This window comes from Variovorax sp. YR566, from assembly GCF_051992195.1.
GTDB lineage: Bacteria > Pseudomonadota > Gammaproteobacteria > Burkholderiales > Burkholderiaceae_C > Variovorax.
Window position 1 is genome coordinate 6,745,001 of the sequence record NZ_CP197092.1, and the last position, 14,251, is coordinate 6,759,251.

At 68.5% G+C, this 14,251-nt stretch carries 12 protein-coding genes; 5 read left to right on the forward strand and 7 right to left on the reverse strand.

The window, feature by feature from the left end; all coding sequences use genetic code 11:
- Positions 1 to 37: 37 nt before the first annotated feature.
- Positions 38 to 1,942, forward strand: coding sequence for an ATP-binding cassette domain-containing protein (locus tag ACTG4X_RS31600; protein ID WP_097197872.1), 1,905 nt, complete (start codon positions 38 to 40; stop codon positions 1,940 to 1,942).
- A 95-nt stretch (positions 1,943 to 2,037) separates the two neighbouring features.
- A complete protein-coding gene (locus ACTG4X_RS31605) occupies positions 2,038 to 3,753 on the forward strand; it encodes a phospholipase D family protein (RefSeq protein ID WP_097197871.1) in 1,716 nt (571 codons plus the stop codon).
- Positions 3,754 to 3,759: 6 nt separating this feature from the next.
- On the opposite strand, the gene ACTG4X_RS31610 is transcribed toward ACTG4X_RS31605, so the two are convergent.
- The 4 genes from ACTG4X_RS31610 to ACTG4X_RS31625 all read right to left on the reverse strand — a co-directional run bounded on the left by ACTG4X_RS31610 (position 3,760) and on the right by ACTG4X_RS31625 (position 8,638).
- Positions 3,760 to 4,668: a copper chaperone PCu(A)C gene (locus ACTG4X_RS31610; protein WP_257014516.1), complete on the reverse strand. Its 909-nt coding sequence runs from the start codon at positions 4,666 to 4,668 to the stop codon at positions 3,760 to 3,762.
- Positions 4,669 to 4,697: 29 nt separating this feature from the next.
- On the reverse strand, positions 4,698 to 6,986 hold the full coding sequence (locus ACTG4X_RS31615; protein ID WP_097197870.1) for a TonB-dependent receptor: 2,289 nt from the start codon (positions 6,984 to 6,986) through the stop codon (positions 4,698 to 4,700).
- 116 nt (positions 6,987 to 7,102) lie between these two features.
- Complete coding sequence (locus tag ACTG4X_RS31620; protein WP_093079084.1) at positions 7,103 to 7,474, reverse strand: DUF2946 family protein; 372 nt, start codon at positions 7,472 to 7,474, stop codon at positions 7,103 to 7,105.
- A gap of 9 nt (positions 7,475 to 7,483) precedes the next feature.
- Positions 7,484 to 8,638: a TraB/GumN family protein gene (locus tag ACTG4X_RS31625; RefSeq protein WP_179830369.1), complete on the reverse strand. Its 1,155-nt coding sequence runs from the start codon at positions 8,636 to 8,638 to the stop codon at positions 7,484 to 7,486.
- Positions 8,639 to 8,780: 142 nt separating this feature from the next.
- Between ACTG4X_RS31625 and ACTG4X_RS31630 the strand changes: the two genes are divergently transcribed.
- Positions 8,781 to 9,194 (forward strand): VOC family protein, encoded by a 414-nt coding sequence (locus ACTG4X_RS31630; RefSeq protein WP_097197868.1) that lies wholly within the window; start codon positions 8,781 to 8,783, stop codon positions 9,192 to 9,194.
- Between the two features lies 1 nt (position 9,195).
- Positions 9,196 to 10,371, forward strand: coding sequence for a toxin-antitoxin system YwqK family antitoxin (locus ACTG4X_RS31635; RefSeq protein ID WP_093178404.1), 1,176 nt, complete (start codon positions 9,196 to 9,198; stop codon positions 10,369 to 10,371).
- 21 nt (positions 10,372 to 10,392) lie between these two features.
- Here ACTG4X_RS31635 and ACTG4X_RS31640 read toward each other — a convergent pair whose 3' ends face one another.
- Genes ACTG4X_RS31640 through ACTG4X_RS31650 form a run of 3 tightly spaced genes read right to left on the reverse strand, consistent with a single transcriptional unit; the run spans position 10,393 to position 13,346 of the window.
- Positions 10,393 to 11,367 (reverse strand): Bug family tripartite tricarboxylate transporter substrate binding protein, encoded by a 975-nt coding sequence (locus tag ACTG4X_RS31640; protein WP_097197867.1) that lies wholly within the window; start codon positions 11,365 to 11,367, stop codon positions 10,393 to 10,395.
- A gap of 36 nt (positions 11,368 to 11,403) precedes the next feature.
- Positions 11,404 to 11,616 carry a DUF2783 domain-containing protein gene (locus ACTG4X_RS31645; protein ID WP_093178406.1) on the reverse strand — a complete coding sequence of 71 codons (213 nt, stop codon included), beginning with the start codon at positions 11,614 to 11,616 and terminating at the stop codon, positions 11,404 to 11,406.
- Complete coding sequence (locus tag ACTG4X_RS31650; RefSeq protein WP_097197866.1) at positions 11,613 to 13,346, reverse strand: FAD-dependent monooxygenase; 1,734 nt, start codon at positions 13,344 to 13,346, stop codon at positions 11,613 to 11,615. Before ACTG4X_RS31650 ends, ACTG4X_RS31645 begins: the two co-directional genes overlap by 4 nt.
- Positions 13,347 to 13,435: 89 nt before the next feature.
- On the opposite strand from ACTG4X_RS31650, the gene ACTG4X_RS31655 reads away from it, so the two are divergent.
- On the forward strand, positions 13,436 to 14,212 hold the full coding sequence (locus ACTG4X_RS31655; protein ID WP_307617595.1) for a helix-turn-helix transcriptional regulator: 777 nt from the start codon (positions 13,436 to 13,438) through the stop codon (positions 14,210 to 14,212).
- Positions 14,213 to 14,251 lie beyond the last annotated feature (39 nt).

A 14,251-nucleotide genomic window follows, 5' to 3' on the forward strand; every position in this document is an offset into this window, starting at 1 on the left:
AAGCCCTGACATTGGCTCCTCCGATAATCCGCGCCACATGGCACTCATCACACTCCTCGACGCCCAACTGGCGTTCGGTCACGTCCCGCTGCTGGATCATGCGGACTTTTCTCTTCTTGAATCAGAGCGCATCGGCCTGATCGGCCGCAATGGCGCTGGCAAGTCTTCCCTGCTCAAGATACTGGGCGGCCTGGAAAAAACCGACGACGGCAACCTCCAGTTGCAGCAGAACCTCCGGGTAGCCTATGTGGCCCAGGAACCTCTTCTGGATATGGATGCGGACGTCTTCACCGCAGCCAGCCAGGGCCTGGCCCCCGTCATTGCCATCCGCGATCTCTATCTCTCCGGCGCGGACGGCCTCGACCTGGATGCCCTCCAGTCTCAAATCGAAGCCTTCGACGCCTGGAACTGGGAGCAGCGCGTGGAGGAAACGCTGCACCGCCTGCACCTCGATCGCGATGCCCGCGTCGGCTCTCTCTCCGGAGGCACCCGCAAGCGTGTCGCCCTGGCGCAGGCTCTGGTGGCCGCGCCAGACGTCCTTCTTCTCGACGAGCCCACCAACCACCTGGACCTCGACTCCATCGAATGGCTCGAACAGCTGCTGATCGACTTCAAGGGCAGCGTCGTTACCGTCACCCATGACCGCAGCTTCCTGAACCGCGTCGCCACCCGCATCGTGGAGCTGGACCGAGGCAAGCTGGGCTCCTACCCCGGCAACTTCGAGCAATACCTGCTGCAGAAGGAAGAGCAGCTCGCCCAGGAGGCCGTCATCAGCGCCAAGGCCGACAAGCTCCTGGCCCAGGAAGAAATCTGGATCCGCAAGGGCGTGGAAGCCCGCCGCACCCGCAGCCAGAGCCGCATCACCCGCCTGCAGGAACTGCGCGCCAGCCGCGTCGCCCGCCGGGAAGTGCAAGGCAGCGTCAACATGGACGTCGCCTCCGGCCAGTCCAGCGGCAAGATCGTGGCCGAGCTCACCGAGGCCACCAAATCCTTCGGCGAAAAGACCGTCATCCGCAAGTTCAGCGGCACCATCCTGCGCGGCGACAAGGTCGGGCTGCTCGGCCCCAACGGCGCGGGTAAGACGACCCTGCTGAAGCTGATCCTGGGCGAGCTCGAACCAGACAACGGCAAGATCCGCCGGGGCACCAACCTGCAGGTGGCGTACTTCGACCAGATGCGCGACAAGCTCGACCTCGACGCCACCCTGGAAGACTTCATCAGCCCCGGCAGCGAGTGGATCGAGATCGGCTCGCAGAAGAAGCACGTCAAGAGCTACCTCTCGGACTTCCTCTTCTCCCCCGCGCGCGCCAACTCCCCCGTGCGCTCGCTCAGCGGCGGCGAGCGCAACCGCCTGCTGCTGGCCCGCCTGTTCGCGCGACCGGCCAACGTGCTGGTGCTCGATGAGCCGACCAACGACCTCGACATCGACACCCTGGAGTTGCTCGAAAACCTGCTGCAGGACTACGACGGCACCGTGTTCCTCGTGAGCCACGACCGGACCTTCCTCGACAACGTGGTCACCAGCACCATCGCCTACGAAGGCGACGGCAGCTGGCGCGAGTACGAAGGCAGCGTGCAGGACTGGCTGATCCAGTCCAAGCGCGCCCGCGAGATCGCCGAGCAGCGCGCGGCCGCGGCACCCGCCCCGACGCCAGCCCCCGCACCCGCCCCGGCCGCCGCGGAAGCCTCCGCCCCCAAGGCAGCAGGCGCCCGCAAGAAGCTCTCCTATAAAGAGCAGCGCGAACTCGACACCCTCCCCGCCCAGATCGCAGCCCTCGAAGCCGAGCAGACCCGCATCACCGAAATGCTCGAACTCGACGGCGGCGCCATCTACGCCAGCGACGCGTCGCGCGCCGCCGAACTGGCCGAGCGCCACGCCAGGATCGACGACGAACTGCTCTCCGCCCTGGAGCGCCAGGAAGAGCTCACCGCCGGACGCTGACACCCGTCGGCGCCGATCGTCCGCCCGTCCGACGCCGGGCGGGCGCCGACTAGGCTATATATGCGGCTCACCCTTCCAAGCCCCGGGAAAGCCGCATGCCTTCTTCCTTCCAGACGTTCTTGCGCCGATCCACTGCGCTTCTCGCGCTGCTGATCCTCGGTGCCTGCGCACAGCTGCCCCAGAACGTCGACCGGCCCGTCTCGACCGCTCTCGCCTCGCCAGCCGCCGGCACCGCGATGGCCGATCTGGTGCAGCAGCGCCGGCAGACCGACAAGGCCCGCTACGAATCCGGCTTCCTGCTCCTGGGCGGTCCGCAGGCCGCCTACGGCAGCCGGCTCGCGCTGATCGAGGGTGCCCAGAAGACGCTGGACCTGCAGTACTACGCGATCCACGCCGATGCCAGCACCGGCCGCCTGCTGCGCGGCCTGCGCTCGGCGGCCGAGCGCGGCGTGCGGGTGCGCGTGCTGCTCGACGACTTCCACACCACCGGCCGCGACGCATTGGTACTGGGCCTGGCCTTCATCCCGAACATCGAGATGCGCCTGTTCAACCCGCTGGCCGGCTCGCGCGACTCCACCTTCAGCCGCCTGCTCAACTCGATCGACGACGCCTCGCGCATCCAGCAGCGCATGCACAACAAGCTGTTCCTGGCCGACAACGTGCTCGGCGTCACGGGCGGGCGCAACCTCGGCGATGCGTATTTCGGCAACGCGACAAACGGCAACTTCGTCGATGTCGACGTGCTGGCGGCCGGCCCCATCGTGCAAGACCTCTCGCGCAGCTTCGACAGCTACTGGAACAACGAGCGCGCCTACCCGGTGCAATCGCTGGTCACGCGCGAGGAACTGCAGGCCATGCGCGACCGCGCGCGCAAGGCTGACCAGGAGCTGGCCGAAGAATCTGCCAGCCAGCAGAAAGCCTCGGACAACGCCCCTCCCACCGCCGAACAGCGCGCCCGCGCATGGGACGAGAAGCCGCTGGACCTGCGCACCGCCACCTTCGTCTGGGCGCCGGCCGCGATGTTGGCGGACAAGCCCGGCAAGATCCCCGCCGACTCGGGCCCCGAAAGCGCGAAGGCGCCGGGCCTCGTGGTCAGCCGGCCCGGCGACAAGGCCGGCACCTCGCCCGGTGCGGCCTCGCTGGAAGCCGCGTCCGATCTGGCCGCCAGCGGCGACACCGTGGTCGAAGGCCTGCTGCAGCTGATCGGCCAGGCGCGCGCCGACCTGCTCATCATCTCGCCCTACTTCGTGCCCGGAAAAGACATGCTGCAAGCCTTTTCCGCAGCCCGCACCCGGGGCGTGCGCATCCGCGTGCTGACCAACTCGCTGGCCTCGAACGACGCGCCGGTGGCGCACGTGGGCTACGCACGCCACCGCGAGGAGTTGCTCGGAATGGGCATCGAGCTCTACGAACTGCGCAGCGAACAGGCGGGCTTCGGCAACGTCTTCGGCTCCTCGGGCGGCAGCAGCGCTACCGGCGAATCGCGCGCGATGCTGCACTCCAAGGTGCTGGTGATGGATGGCCGTCTGCTGGTGGTCGGCTCGATGAACCTCGACCTGCGCTCGCAACTGCAGAACACCGAGATCGCGCTGCTGATCCGCAGCAACGAACTCTCGCGCGCCGCGTCCGAGCAGATCGAGCGCGGCATGCGCGAGCGCTCATGGCATGTCGAGCTGGTCGACGGCTCGCTGTTGTGGCGCGCGCCCGAAGGCAGCGGCCTGAAGGACACCACCACCGAGCCCGATGCCAGCGCCACGCTGCGGCTGCTGCTCAAGCTCTTCGGGCCGCTGGCGCCCGACCAGCTTCTGTAGACGCCGTCAGTGCTTGTGCTGGTGCGCCGAACCGGCTGCATCGGCACCTTCGGGCGCCCCCACCGGCAGCGTCACGTCCAGCGCGGTCTTCACGCCCTTGGCGTCCTCGAACTTCAGCGTCATCGGCACGGTCGCGCCCTTGGCCAGCGCGCCCTTCAGGTCCATCATCATCACGTGATAGCCGCCGGGCTTGAGCTCGACGGTCTGGCCCGCGGGCAGGTCGAGGCCGCCGGTCAGTTCGCGCATCTTCATGGTGTCGCCTTCCATCTTCATCTCGTGCACTTCGGCAATGCCGGCGGCCGGGGTGGAGATGCTCACCAGCTTCGTGCCGGTGGGCGCAGTGAGCTTCATGAAGGCACCGGTGCCGCTCTGGCCCGGCACCGACTGGCGCACCCAGCCGTCGCGTACGTCGACCGTGGCCACGCCCTGCGCCACCACGTTCAACTTGGCGGCCGGGCTCTTCAGGCCGGCGGTCGAGTTGCCCGAGGCCGGCACCTCGGCCCAGTCGGCCACGCCGGTGTCGCAGGTCTGCAGCACCTTGAACCACAGCGTGCCGGGCGTCGCGGGCACCTTGCCGCGCAGCACGAACTCGGCGCGTTCGCTGCCGGGCAGCGCGTTCTCGGGCTTTTCTGCCGTCCAGCGCACTTCGCCATCACCGCTCTTCTGCACGTCGAGCTTCCAGCCCTTGCGCTCCTGCGCATCGCTCAGCACAAAGCCATTGGGCAGGCGCACGGCGAGGCCGGTGGTGGCCTTGGCGCCTTCGCAGGCGTGGCCGACGCGGAAGGCGGCGTTGTAGTCGCTACCGACGGTGGCACTGCCCGGCGGCAGGGTGACGTGCGCCACGGCGGCGCCCATGCCCGCCAGCATGGCGCAGGCAGCGGCGGTCTTGAGGGCGGTCATCGAAGTCTTGTTCATATCGTGTCCTTGCAGTTGGAGTGAAAGAGTCAAAGGTCGAACTTGAGTTCGGCCACGTAGGTGCGCTGCGGGTACGGGTGGAAGGCCCAGTACTTGTCGTTGTTCAGGTTGTCGATGCCGAAGGACGCGCTCCATTGCTTGTCGATCCGGTAGCGTATGCGCGCGTCGACCACGAAGAACTTCGAGAAACCCATGTACGCGAAGCCGTTGGGGTCGCTGTTGTCGAGCGTGCCGTACTGCTTGCCGCTGTAGCGCGCGCCGACGGTGTAGCTCCAGTTGGCGTCCGGCCGGTAGGTGGCGAGCAGCGTGGCGCGCACCTTCGGCACGCGCGGCTGGTCGTGGCCGACACTGGCGGGAAAGCCGCTGTTGGCGGTGATCTTCGAGCGGGTCAGCGTGAGGCTGCCGCCGAGGTCGAGCCCCCGCACGCCCACGTCGACCGCATTCATCGCCACTTCGAGCCCGCGCGTGCGGATGGCATCGACGTTCTGCACCGTGCTCACGAGGTTGGTGAGGGCCTGCGTGTAGAGCGCGTCCTTCGTGTTCTCGAAGAACAGCGTGGTGCGCAGCACGCCGTCGAGCCCCCAGCCCTTCAGGTCGCGCTCGGCGCTGAGCTCGGTGGTCCACGAGCGTTCGGGGCGCAGGTTCGGATTGGTGTTGATGATCTGGTTTCCGCTGATCGAGCCCTGGTAGAGCTCGCTCACCGTCGGCATGCGCACCGCGCGGCCGGTCGAGGCCTTGAGGAGCCAGTCGGACGTGGCCTGCCAGGCGATGGCGGCCTTGGGCGAGTCGTAGCTGTTCTTGCGCGGCGCAAAGTTCAGCAGCGTGGCCGCGCTGCCGAGCTGGCCGCCGTAGGCTTCCCAGCGCTCGTGGCGCAGGCCGAGCGTGGTCTTCCAGTCCTTCGCGAAGCGCCAGGTGTCCTGCACGTAGAGCGACTGCAGCCGGGTGTTGCCGTTGAAGGCCGAGAACGGCGTGACGGGCGATCCGCTGATCCAGTCGAGCGTGTTGCCGACGCTGGTGCGCAGGCGCGCCGTGTCCTGCTGGAAGCCGAAGTCGACCACGTGCGCGCCCACGCCCTCAGCCGAGCCGGTAGGCCGCCAGGTGCCTGCCGCCTTGAAGGTGTTCCAGCCGGAGCCGCCCATGTCGGTGGTGCGGCCCGGCCCGCCGCTGAAGGCGCCCGGCAGCGGCGTGGTGGGCGTGCGCGAGGTGTCGCTCGAATAGTCGAACAGGCTCGCCGCCACCTCCCAGTCGAACACGCCGCCGGTGTGACTCTTCACCGAGAGGCCGTGCATGTAGTGCGTGAGCGCGGTCTCGGTCGGTGCGAGCGCGGCGCTCGGTGAATCGAGGTTGTAGGTGCGCCCGCCGATGTTCACGCGGCCGCCGTACACCGGCCGCCCGAGCGCATCGCGCAGCCAGGTATCGACGCCGCCGTGCGTGGTGTTGTTCCACGCGCCCAGCGTGTAGGTGGCGCGCACGGTGGGCGAGAAGTCGTACGCCACCTTGAGCTTGGCCTGCTCCTGCGTGGTGTCGTAGATGGTGGAGCCGCCCACCAGCCACCAGGGCTGGTTCGACGGGTTCAGCCCCAGCACCGCGCCGGTCACGGGTGTGCCTGCGCTGCCGACCGTGCCCGCACTCACCAGCCGGTTGCCAAACACCAGCGCTTGTCCTTTGCTGTGGGTGCGCGAGGCGCTGAGCCACCACGACCAGTCGCCGCTGCGGCTGCCCAGCGACAGGTCGAGCTGCTGGCCGGCCGGGGAGGAATGGCTGTTGTACAGGTCGAAGTTCGACACGAAGCCGCTGAGCTTGATGTGCGCCTCCAGCTGCGTGGGCATGCGCGTCACGTAGTCGACCACCGCGCCCACCGAGTTGCCGGGGTACGCAGCCGAAAACGGCCCGTAGAGCACGTCGACCCGCTCGATTTCTTCGGGCGACACCATGCCCCAGCGCGGCGCGTAGGTGGCGCCGTTGCCCAGCGGGTTCGACAGCATGATGCCGTCGGCGTAGACCAGCGAGCGCGCGCTGTTGCCCGTGCCTGAAGCGCGGGTGGCGAGCACGGCATGGTTGAAGTCGCCGATGTAGCGCTTGCGCACGACCAGGCTCGGCAGGTACTTGAGCGCGTCTTCGCTGTCGGTGGCGTTGACGGTCTCGACGATCTGGTCGTGCGTCACGCCTTCGATGGTGGTGGGGATCTGCGCCGGCAGCGAGGTCGGCCGGCCGCCGCTCACGGTGACGGTGCTGAGCGAACGGCCACCGGTGCCGCTTTCAGGCGCTTCGGCGGGCTGCTGCTGCGCCAGCGCAGGCGCGCCAAGAGGAAATGCCATGGCGATCGCCAGGGCGCGGGAATGCTTTTTCAAGAGGAACCTTCTCCACGAAACTTCAAGCCAGACAGGCCGCACACGCACTCGGTCGTGCGTATGCAGCTATGGTTTTGAGAGCGTCAGGAGAAAGTCGGGGGCCCGCGCGCCGGCAGCGGTGCCGCGGTGGCCGCGGCCAGGCGCGCGGCGGGAATGGACTGGACCACGCGGCCCAGCGGCAAGGGAAGATCGAAAACCGGAACCGCCATGGCCGGCGGCGGCGCGCCGGTCAGCACGCACAGCGGGCAGTCCATGTGCGAGGCGCCCATTTCCTGCGCGCCGTCTTCGGTATGGACTACCACCTTGATCGAGCCGGCGCTGGAGCACACAAGCTCCATCGACTGCGGATTCACCAGCGGCGACGCCACCGCCACGCCCAGCGACATCACGAACCACAGCAGCACCCAGCGGCCGACGAGGCCGAGGAAGCGGGTGTGGGTTCGCAACGCGTGCATGGCGGGCGATTATCTGCGCACTTTGCCCTTGGCGGCAGGGGCCGCGGCCTTGGCTGGCGCTTTGGCGGGGGCCTTGGCGCCCCTGGCAGCGGGTGCCGCCTTCGTCGATTTGCCGCCCTTCTGCACCGCCTGCCCGCGCTGGCCCTTCACGGCCTTGCCGCCGCGCACGGCCCTTGGCGCGGGCGATGGCGCCGCGAGCGCGGGCATCGGCTGCGCCGTCTGCGCCTGTGCGTTGGTCAGCACCGGCGTCACGGTGAAGCCACGCGCAGCCATCAGCGTGGGCAACCCCTGCGGGCCGATCATGTGCAACGCCCCGACCGCCGCGAAGACGCCCTTGCCGCCGGCGTGCAGGCGCTCGATGCCATCGGCCAGGTTCGGGTTGCGGTCGTCGAGCAGGCGCTTCATCAGACGCTGCTCGGCAGGCGTCTTGAGGCAGTCGCACCACTCGGGATAGCTAGCCAGTTTGGCCGCGTCGCTGCGCGCCCAGACATCGGCCAGTTCCTTGAGCTGGCCGCGCAGCTTGCCGGACTCCAGCTCGTCGAGTGCCGCATCGACCTGCTCGGCTTCTTCGGCTTCGGACTCGCCCGTCAGCACCTTGATCTGTTCAGCCGCGTTTTCGAGCGCGACGATCGGCTTGCTGCTGTTGCGGGCGGAGACCGCCAGCGTCTCGTCCACGCCGAATTCCGGGTACAGCCCATCGGCACGCCCCGCCAGGCCGGCCAGCGCCGTGACCTGCAGGATCGGCTGCAGCTTCGACAGCGTTCCCGGCGGCACGCAAGCTTCAGAGTTCTGGCGCTCCAGCCGGCGGGCGCGCTCGCCGCTGAGCATGCGCGCCAGCAGCTCCGGGTCGGCCGGCCGGGCCATGCCGCGGGCGGTGGCCTCGTCGCGCAGGTCGAGTTCCAGCGCGAGGGTGTCGCTCTGCGTCAGCGCCTTCTGGATGGTCGGGCCGGGCCGCACCCAGTCGCCGCGGCCGACGTGGATGGTGCCGTAGAGCCACGAGGTGCGCCCGTCGCGCTCGATGCGCCAGAGCACCCCGCGGTCGACGCCGTTGCGCACGCCCATGCCCGGCTTCTCGAGGCTGGCGATGGCCGATGGCGGGCAGGCGGCATGCGCCGCCGCGAAGCTGAACACACAGCACGCGCCAGCCAGGATCTGGCGCGGCATGCGCCGGAAATCCGGCGCCGAAGGAAGAAGAGAGAGGATGTCGCGCATCCGCGCAACGAGGACCCGGAGTATCCGCAAGGCTTGCTCCACGATGAAAGAAAGTCCGGCATTCTCACAGCACCGCTGCCCATAATCCGAAACCATGCAGAGCATCTTCCACCTTGCCTTCAACGTTCGCGACCTCGACGGCGCCCGCCGCTTCTATGGCGACGTGCTCGGCTGCGCCGAAGGCCGCAGCACCGACACCTGGGTCGACTTCGACTTCTTCGGCCACCAGATTTCCCTTCACCTCGGCGAGCCCTTCGCCACCGCCCGCACCGGCCGCGTCGGCGACGTGATGGTGCCGATGCCGCACTTCGGCCTCGCGCTGGCCCTGTCCGACTGGCAGGCAATGGCCGCGCGGCTCGAAGCCGCCGGCACCGAGTTCGTGCTGAAGCCGCAGGTGCGCTTCGAAGGCCAGCCGGGCGAGCAATGGACGATGTTCTTCTTCGACCCGTTCGGCAACCCGATCGAGATCAAGGGCTTGCGCTCCCTCGAAACGCTGTACGACAAGTGAAATGACCCCGCGCCGGATCGCCCCTCGCGGCGCCGCCGCACTCTTCGCACTCCTCTGTGCCACGGCGGCGCATGCGCAGCTCGACTGCGAGCTCAACGGCCGCAGCGTGAACCCGGCCAACGGCAGCAGCACCGCCGGCAAGACCGGCCTGCTGCGCTGCAAGGACCACGCAACCGGCGAGCTGCAGCGCGAAGAGCAGATCCAGAACGGCGTGTCGATGGGCCTGGTGCGCATCTACGAGAAGGGCAAGCTCGCCAAGGAGCACAGCCTCAACGCCAAGGGCAACCTGCACGGCCGCGCCCGCGAGTTCTCGCCCACGGGCCGCGTGCTGCGCGACGCCACCTACGACGATGGCCAGGAGCGCGGGCTGGTGCGCAACTTCTACCCCGACGGCAAGCTGCGGCGCGCCATCTTCTATCCCGACACCGGCAGCGGCAGCGAACGCGCGTCGGTCGAATTCACCGAGAACGGCCAGCTTTCGGCCCTGCGCTGCGCGGACGCGCCCACGCTCGCGCCGGTGGCGGACGACGCCAAGCTCTGCGGCTTCACGGGCACCGGCCCGTCGCAGGTCGACCTGTTCGACGCGCGCGGCAGCCTGCGTTCGCGGCTTTCTTTCGTGTCGGGCAAGCGGGTTCGCTCGCAGAGCTTCTACGACAACGGCAAGACGGCATCGCTGGACGAAACCGTGGGCAACCAGCGCACCGAGCAGAACTACTCGTCCGAAGGCATCAAGCGCCGCGAGACGGTGTACCTGCTGGTCGAGCGCGCGAGCATCCGCGTGCGCGAGCAGGCCTTCTCCGAAAAGGGCACGCTGGTGCGCGACCAGCGCTGGAACAGCGCGGGCGAGCCGATCGTCGACGACGGCTACTACCTCAACGGCCAGCCGCGCAGCAAGTCGGCATACAGCGGCAGCGGCGACGCGCGTGCGGTCGAGATCACCGAGTTCTACGACAGCGGCCAGCGCGCCGCGCAGGGCCGCTACGAGATCGCGGGCCGCAACCGGCAGATTCCGGTCGGCACCCACCAGCGCTTCAGCGAGAAGGGCACGCTGCTGGCCGAGTCGAGCTTCGACGCCAAGGGCCGCGTGACGCGCGAGCGCACCTGGGACGAAAGCGGCGAATTGCAGCGCGACGACGAAGTCCTCGAAGACGGCTCGCGAAAGGCGTTCACCCGCTAGGGCAAACGCCGGTTGCCGGCATCAGTCCAGCTTGATGCCGGCCTGCTTGATGATCGGGCCCCAGCGCTTCGACTCCGCGCGCGACAGCGCCGCGAACTGCGCCGGCGAGCCCGGCATCGCTTCCATGCCGAAGTCTTCGAAACGCTTCTGCACGGCCGGCGTGCCGAATGCCTTGTTCAGGTCGCCGTTGAGCCTGTTCACCACCGCGGGCGGCAGGCCGGCCGGGCCGAGGATGCCCTGGAACGCGAACACTTCGGTGTTGGGCACGCCCACTTCGGCCAGCGTCGGCACGTTGGGCAGCAGCTTGCTGCGCGCGCCCGAGCCGATGGCCAGCACCCGCACCTTGTTGCTCTGCATGATCGACAGGCCCGAGGCCAGGTCGAGGAACATGCAGGGCACCTGCCCGCCCATCACGTCGGCCATGGCCGGCGCCGCGCCGCGGTACGGAATGTGGGTGATGAAGGTGCCGGTGCGCACCTTGAACATTTCCATTGCCAGGTGGTGCGGCGAGCCGTTGCCGGGCGAGGCGTAGTTGACCTTGCCGGGATTGGCCTTCACGTAGGCCAGGAACTCCTTGAAATTCTTCGCCGGGAAGTCCGGATGCACCACCAGCGCGAGCGGAAACTTGCCGATCGCGCCGATGTAGGTGAAGTCTCTTTCGGGGTTGAAGGGCAGCTTGCTGAACAGGTGCTCGTTGAAGGCCAGCACGGCGTTGTCGGCCGAGAGGATCGTGTAGCCGTCGGGCTTGCTCTTGGCGACGAGGTCGGCGCCGATGTTGGTCGAGGCGCCGGGGCGGTTGTCGACCACGATCTGCTGGCCCAGCGTCTGGCGCATCGATTCGGCCAGCACGCGCGCGATCACGTCGGTGCCGCCGCCCGCCGGATAGGGCACGACCCACTTGATGAGCTGCGCGGGGTATTCCTGCGCATGGGCGAAGGGCGTGGCGGCCAAGGCGGCGCCGGAAGCGAGCGTGGCGAGAAGGGTGCGGCGATCCATGGATCAGTCTCCAGTCGTTTGTAATTGGTTTGGAAATCAGGAAGCGGACAGCGATGGTACGGGCAGCGCGCGCAGCGCATCGGCCAGCGCGGCGCGGCAGCGCGCCTCGTCTCCGACCTGCTCGAACAGCAGCAGCGCGAGCCGCGCGAGGAACAGCGATTCGCGCTCGGCGCCCGCCTCGGTGATGGCGCGTGCGCACTCGGCATAGAGGCGGTCGCGGGCGTCGGGGTTCAGCGGTGTCGTGGTCATGCGAGGAGCTCCTGGGCCGCGCGGGCCAGTGCAGGTTGCAGGGCGCCGGGCGGCAGGCGATGCCAGCGCGCGGCCACGTGGCCATCGGGACGCAGCAGATAGACCGCGCCGTCTTGCGCGCCGAGCGCTTCGAAGACGACGGGAGATGCATGCACGTCGGCGCCGTCGATGCCCGGGGCCGCGATGCTGCGCACGACGAAGGGCAGCGCGCCCTGCAGTGCCTGCGCAATGTCGGCTGCAGGCAGCGGGGCCACATCGGGCCGCAGCACCAGCAGCGTGAAAGTCGGCGCGATCCAGTCGGTGAGGTGGCCTTGCGCAAGTTGTTGCTCGGGCATCACCTCGCCCGGCAGCGGACCCCTCGGCAGTTCGTCACCCTCGCTAGACAGTGGCGAATCGGCATAGCGCACGGCCTGCGTCTGGCGCGGATTGATGAGCTGCGCAATGCCGCGATGCGCTTCCGACAGCGACAGCGCCGCCTCGCGCAGCAGGTCGAAACCGCGCGACGGCGGCGACATGAACTCGGTGCTGCGCATCGCGTTCTCGGCGTTCACGTGGAAGGCCGCGATGCGCTCCTGCGAGTACGAGTCGAGCAGCGCCGCATCTGACAAGCCCCTGGCCACGAACGCCAGCTTCCACGCGAGGTTGTCCGCATCGTCGAAGCCCGAGTTGAGCCCACGCACGCCGAAGATCGGCATTGCATGCGCCGCGTTGCCCGCGAACACGACGCGGCCGTGGCGATAGCTGTCGAGCGTCATCGCGCCGGCGCGGTAGACCGAGGTCCACACCGTCTTCCACGGCAGGTGGCCTTCGCCGATGGCGTCGAGGTGGCGCTGCACGAACTCGGCCACGGCCGGCGGCTGCAGCGCTTCTTCGGTGCTCTGGCCGGAGCGCAGCTGGTAGTCGATGCGCCAGATGTCGTCGGGCTGGCGGTGCATCAGCACGGTCGAGCCGGGGTTCCACGGCGGGTCGAACCACGCGCGGCGCTCGGTCGGGTGGCCGCTGTGCAACTCGATGTCAATGATCACGTAGCGGCCTTCGTAGCCCGTGCCCTCGAGCGTGAGCCCCATCGCCTTGCGCACGAAGCTCTGGCCGCCGTCGCAGGCCGCGAGCCACTGTCCGTGCAGCCGGTAGGCGCCTTCGACGTTGCGCACGTCGAGCGTCACGCCCTCATCGCTTTGCGCGAGACCGGTGAGCTCGGTGCCCCAGCGGATGTCGATGAGCCCCGGTGTCTGCTCGTTGCGGCGGAAGATTTCTTCCAGCAGATAGTGCTCGGCGTAGTACTGCTCGAGGTTGATCATCGGCGGCAGTTTTTGCTGCGCGTCGTGCGGCATCTCGAAGCGGAACACCTCGGCCGTCTTGTAGAAGCTGCGACCGCCAGTCCACGGCAGGCCCTTGGTCATGAAGCCGGGCAGTACGCCGAGCCGCTCCATGATTTCAAGGCTGCGCCGCGAGATGCAGGCCGCGCGGCTGCCCACGCACACCGTGTCGTCGGCTTCGAGGATCACGCTGCGCACGCCGTGGTTCGCGAGCCCCAGCGCGAGCGCCATGCCGACCGGCCCACCGCCCGCGATCACCACTGGATGGCGGCCGGGTTCGATACCGCCTTCTTCGAGCGGCGGCGTCCAGGGCTTGTAACGCGTGTAGTGGAAGGCGCCGACCGACGGCGGCAGTTCAGTGGCGCTGGCCGGCGGAGGCACGGGGCCGCTGGCGGCATCGGGAGAGTTCGTCATCCGACGGGATTGTCCCGATGCGCGGGGACCGTCAATGTCATAACTTCGTACGAGGTACTTACCCGAACTGCTCTTCTTTTTCTTCACGCATGAGACGCTGGCGCATCCACCCCACCGACACCGCGCTGGCCGCAGCCGTCGTCGGCGACGTGCTCTCCGGCGTGGGCACGCCGCACCTGGCGACCAGCTATCTCAAGGCGATGCAGCGCGTGATGCCGGTGACTTTCTGCACCGTGTTCGTGGTCGATGCCACCGGCCGCATCGAGGCGGTGTCTGCCGCCAGCAGCTACGGCAGCACGGCAGAGCGCACCACCGAACGCTATGTGGCGCAGCGCTTCGACCTGCTCGACCCGAACATGGCCTGGCTCGCTGCTCGCAAGCTGCCGAAGCGCGCGCAGCTATGGCTGGGCCACCAGCACGCCGACGAAGTGGCCGACCCGGCCTACCGCGCCGCCTGCTATGGCGACGTCGGCATCCGCGAACGAGCGTCGGTGCTGTTGCTGCTGCCCACGGGGCAGCGCGTGGCGGTGAGCTTCTACCGCAGCCTTGCGCAGCCGGAGTTCGGTGTGGAGGACTTCGCGCGCATCGAGGCGCACGCCACGCTACTGGCCGACGCCACCGCGGCGCATGGCCGCAGCGCTGTGGCCGTAAGGGAGGCGGTGGAGCCCACGCTGGCCTCGCGGCTGCTGAGGCTGAGCCTGCGCGAACGCGAGGTCATCGGCCACCTGATGGCTGGGAAGACGGCGAAAGAAGCGGCGCGCGAGATCGGCGTGGAGCTGACGACTGTGCGCACGCATCAGTACCGGGCGTTCCGGCGGCTGGGGATACGGTCGCAGAAAGAACTGCTGCGCGGTGCGAGTCTGTAGTCCAGCCTGTTAAGGCCGTTAATTGCGCCGTCCTCGCGA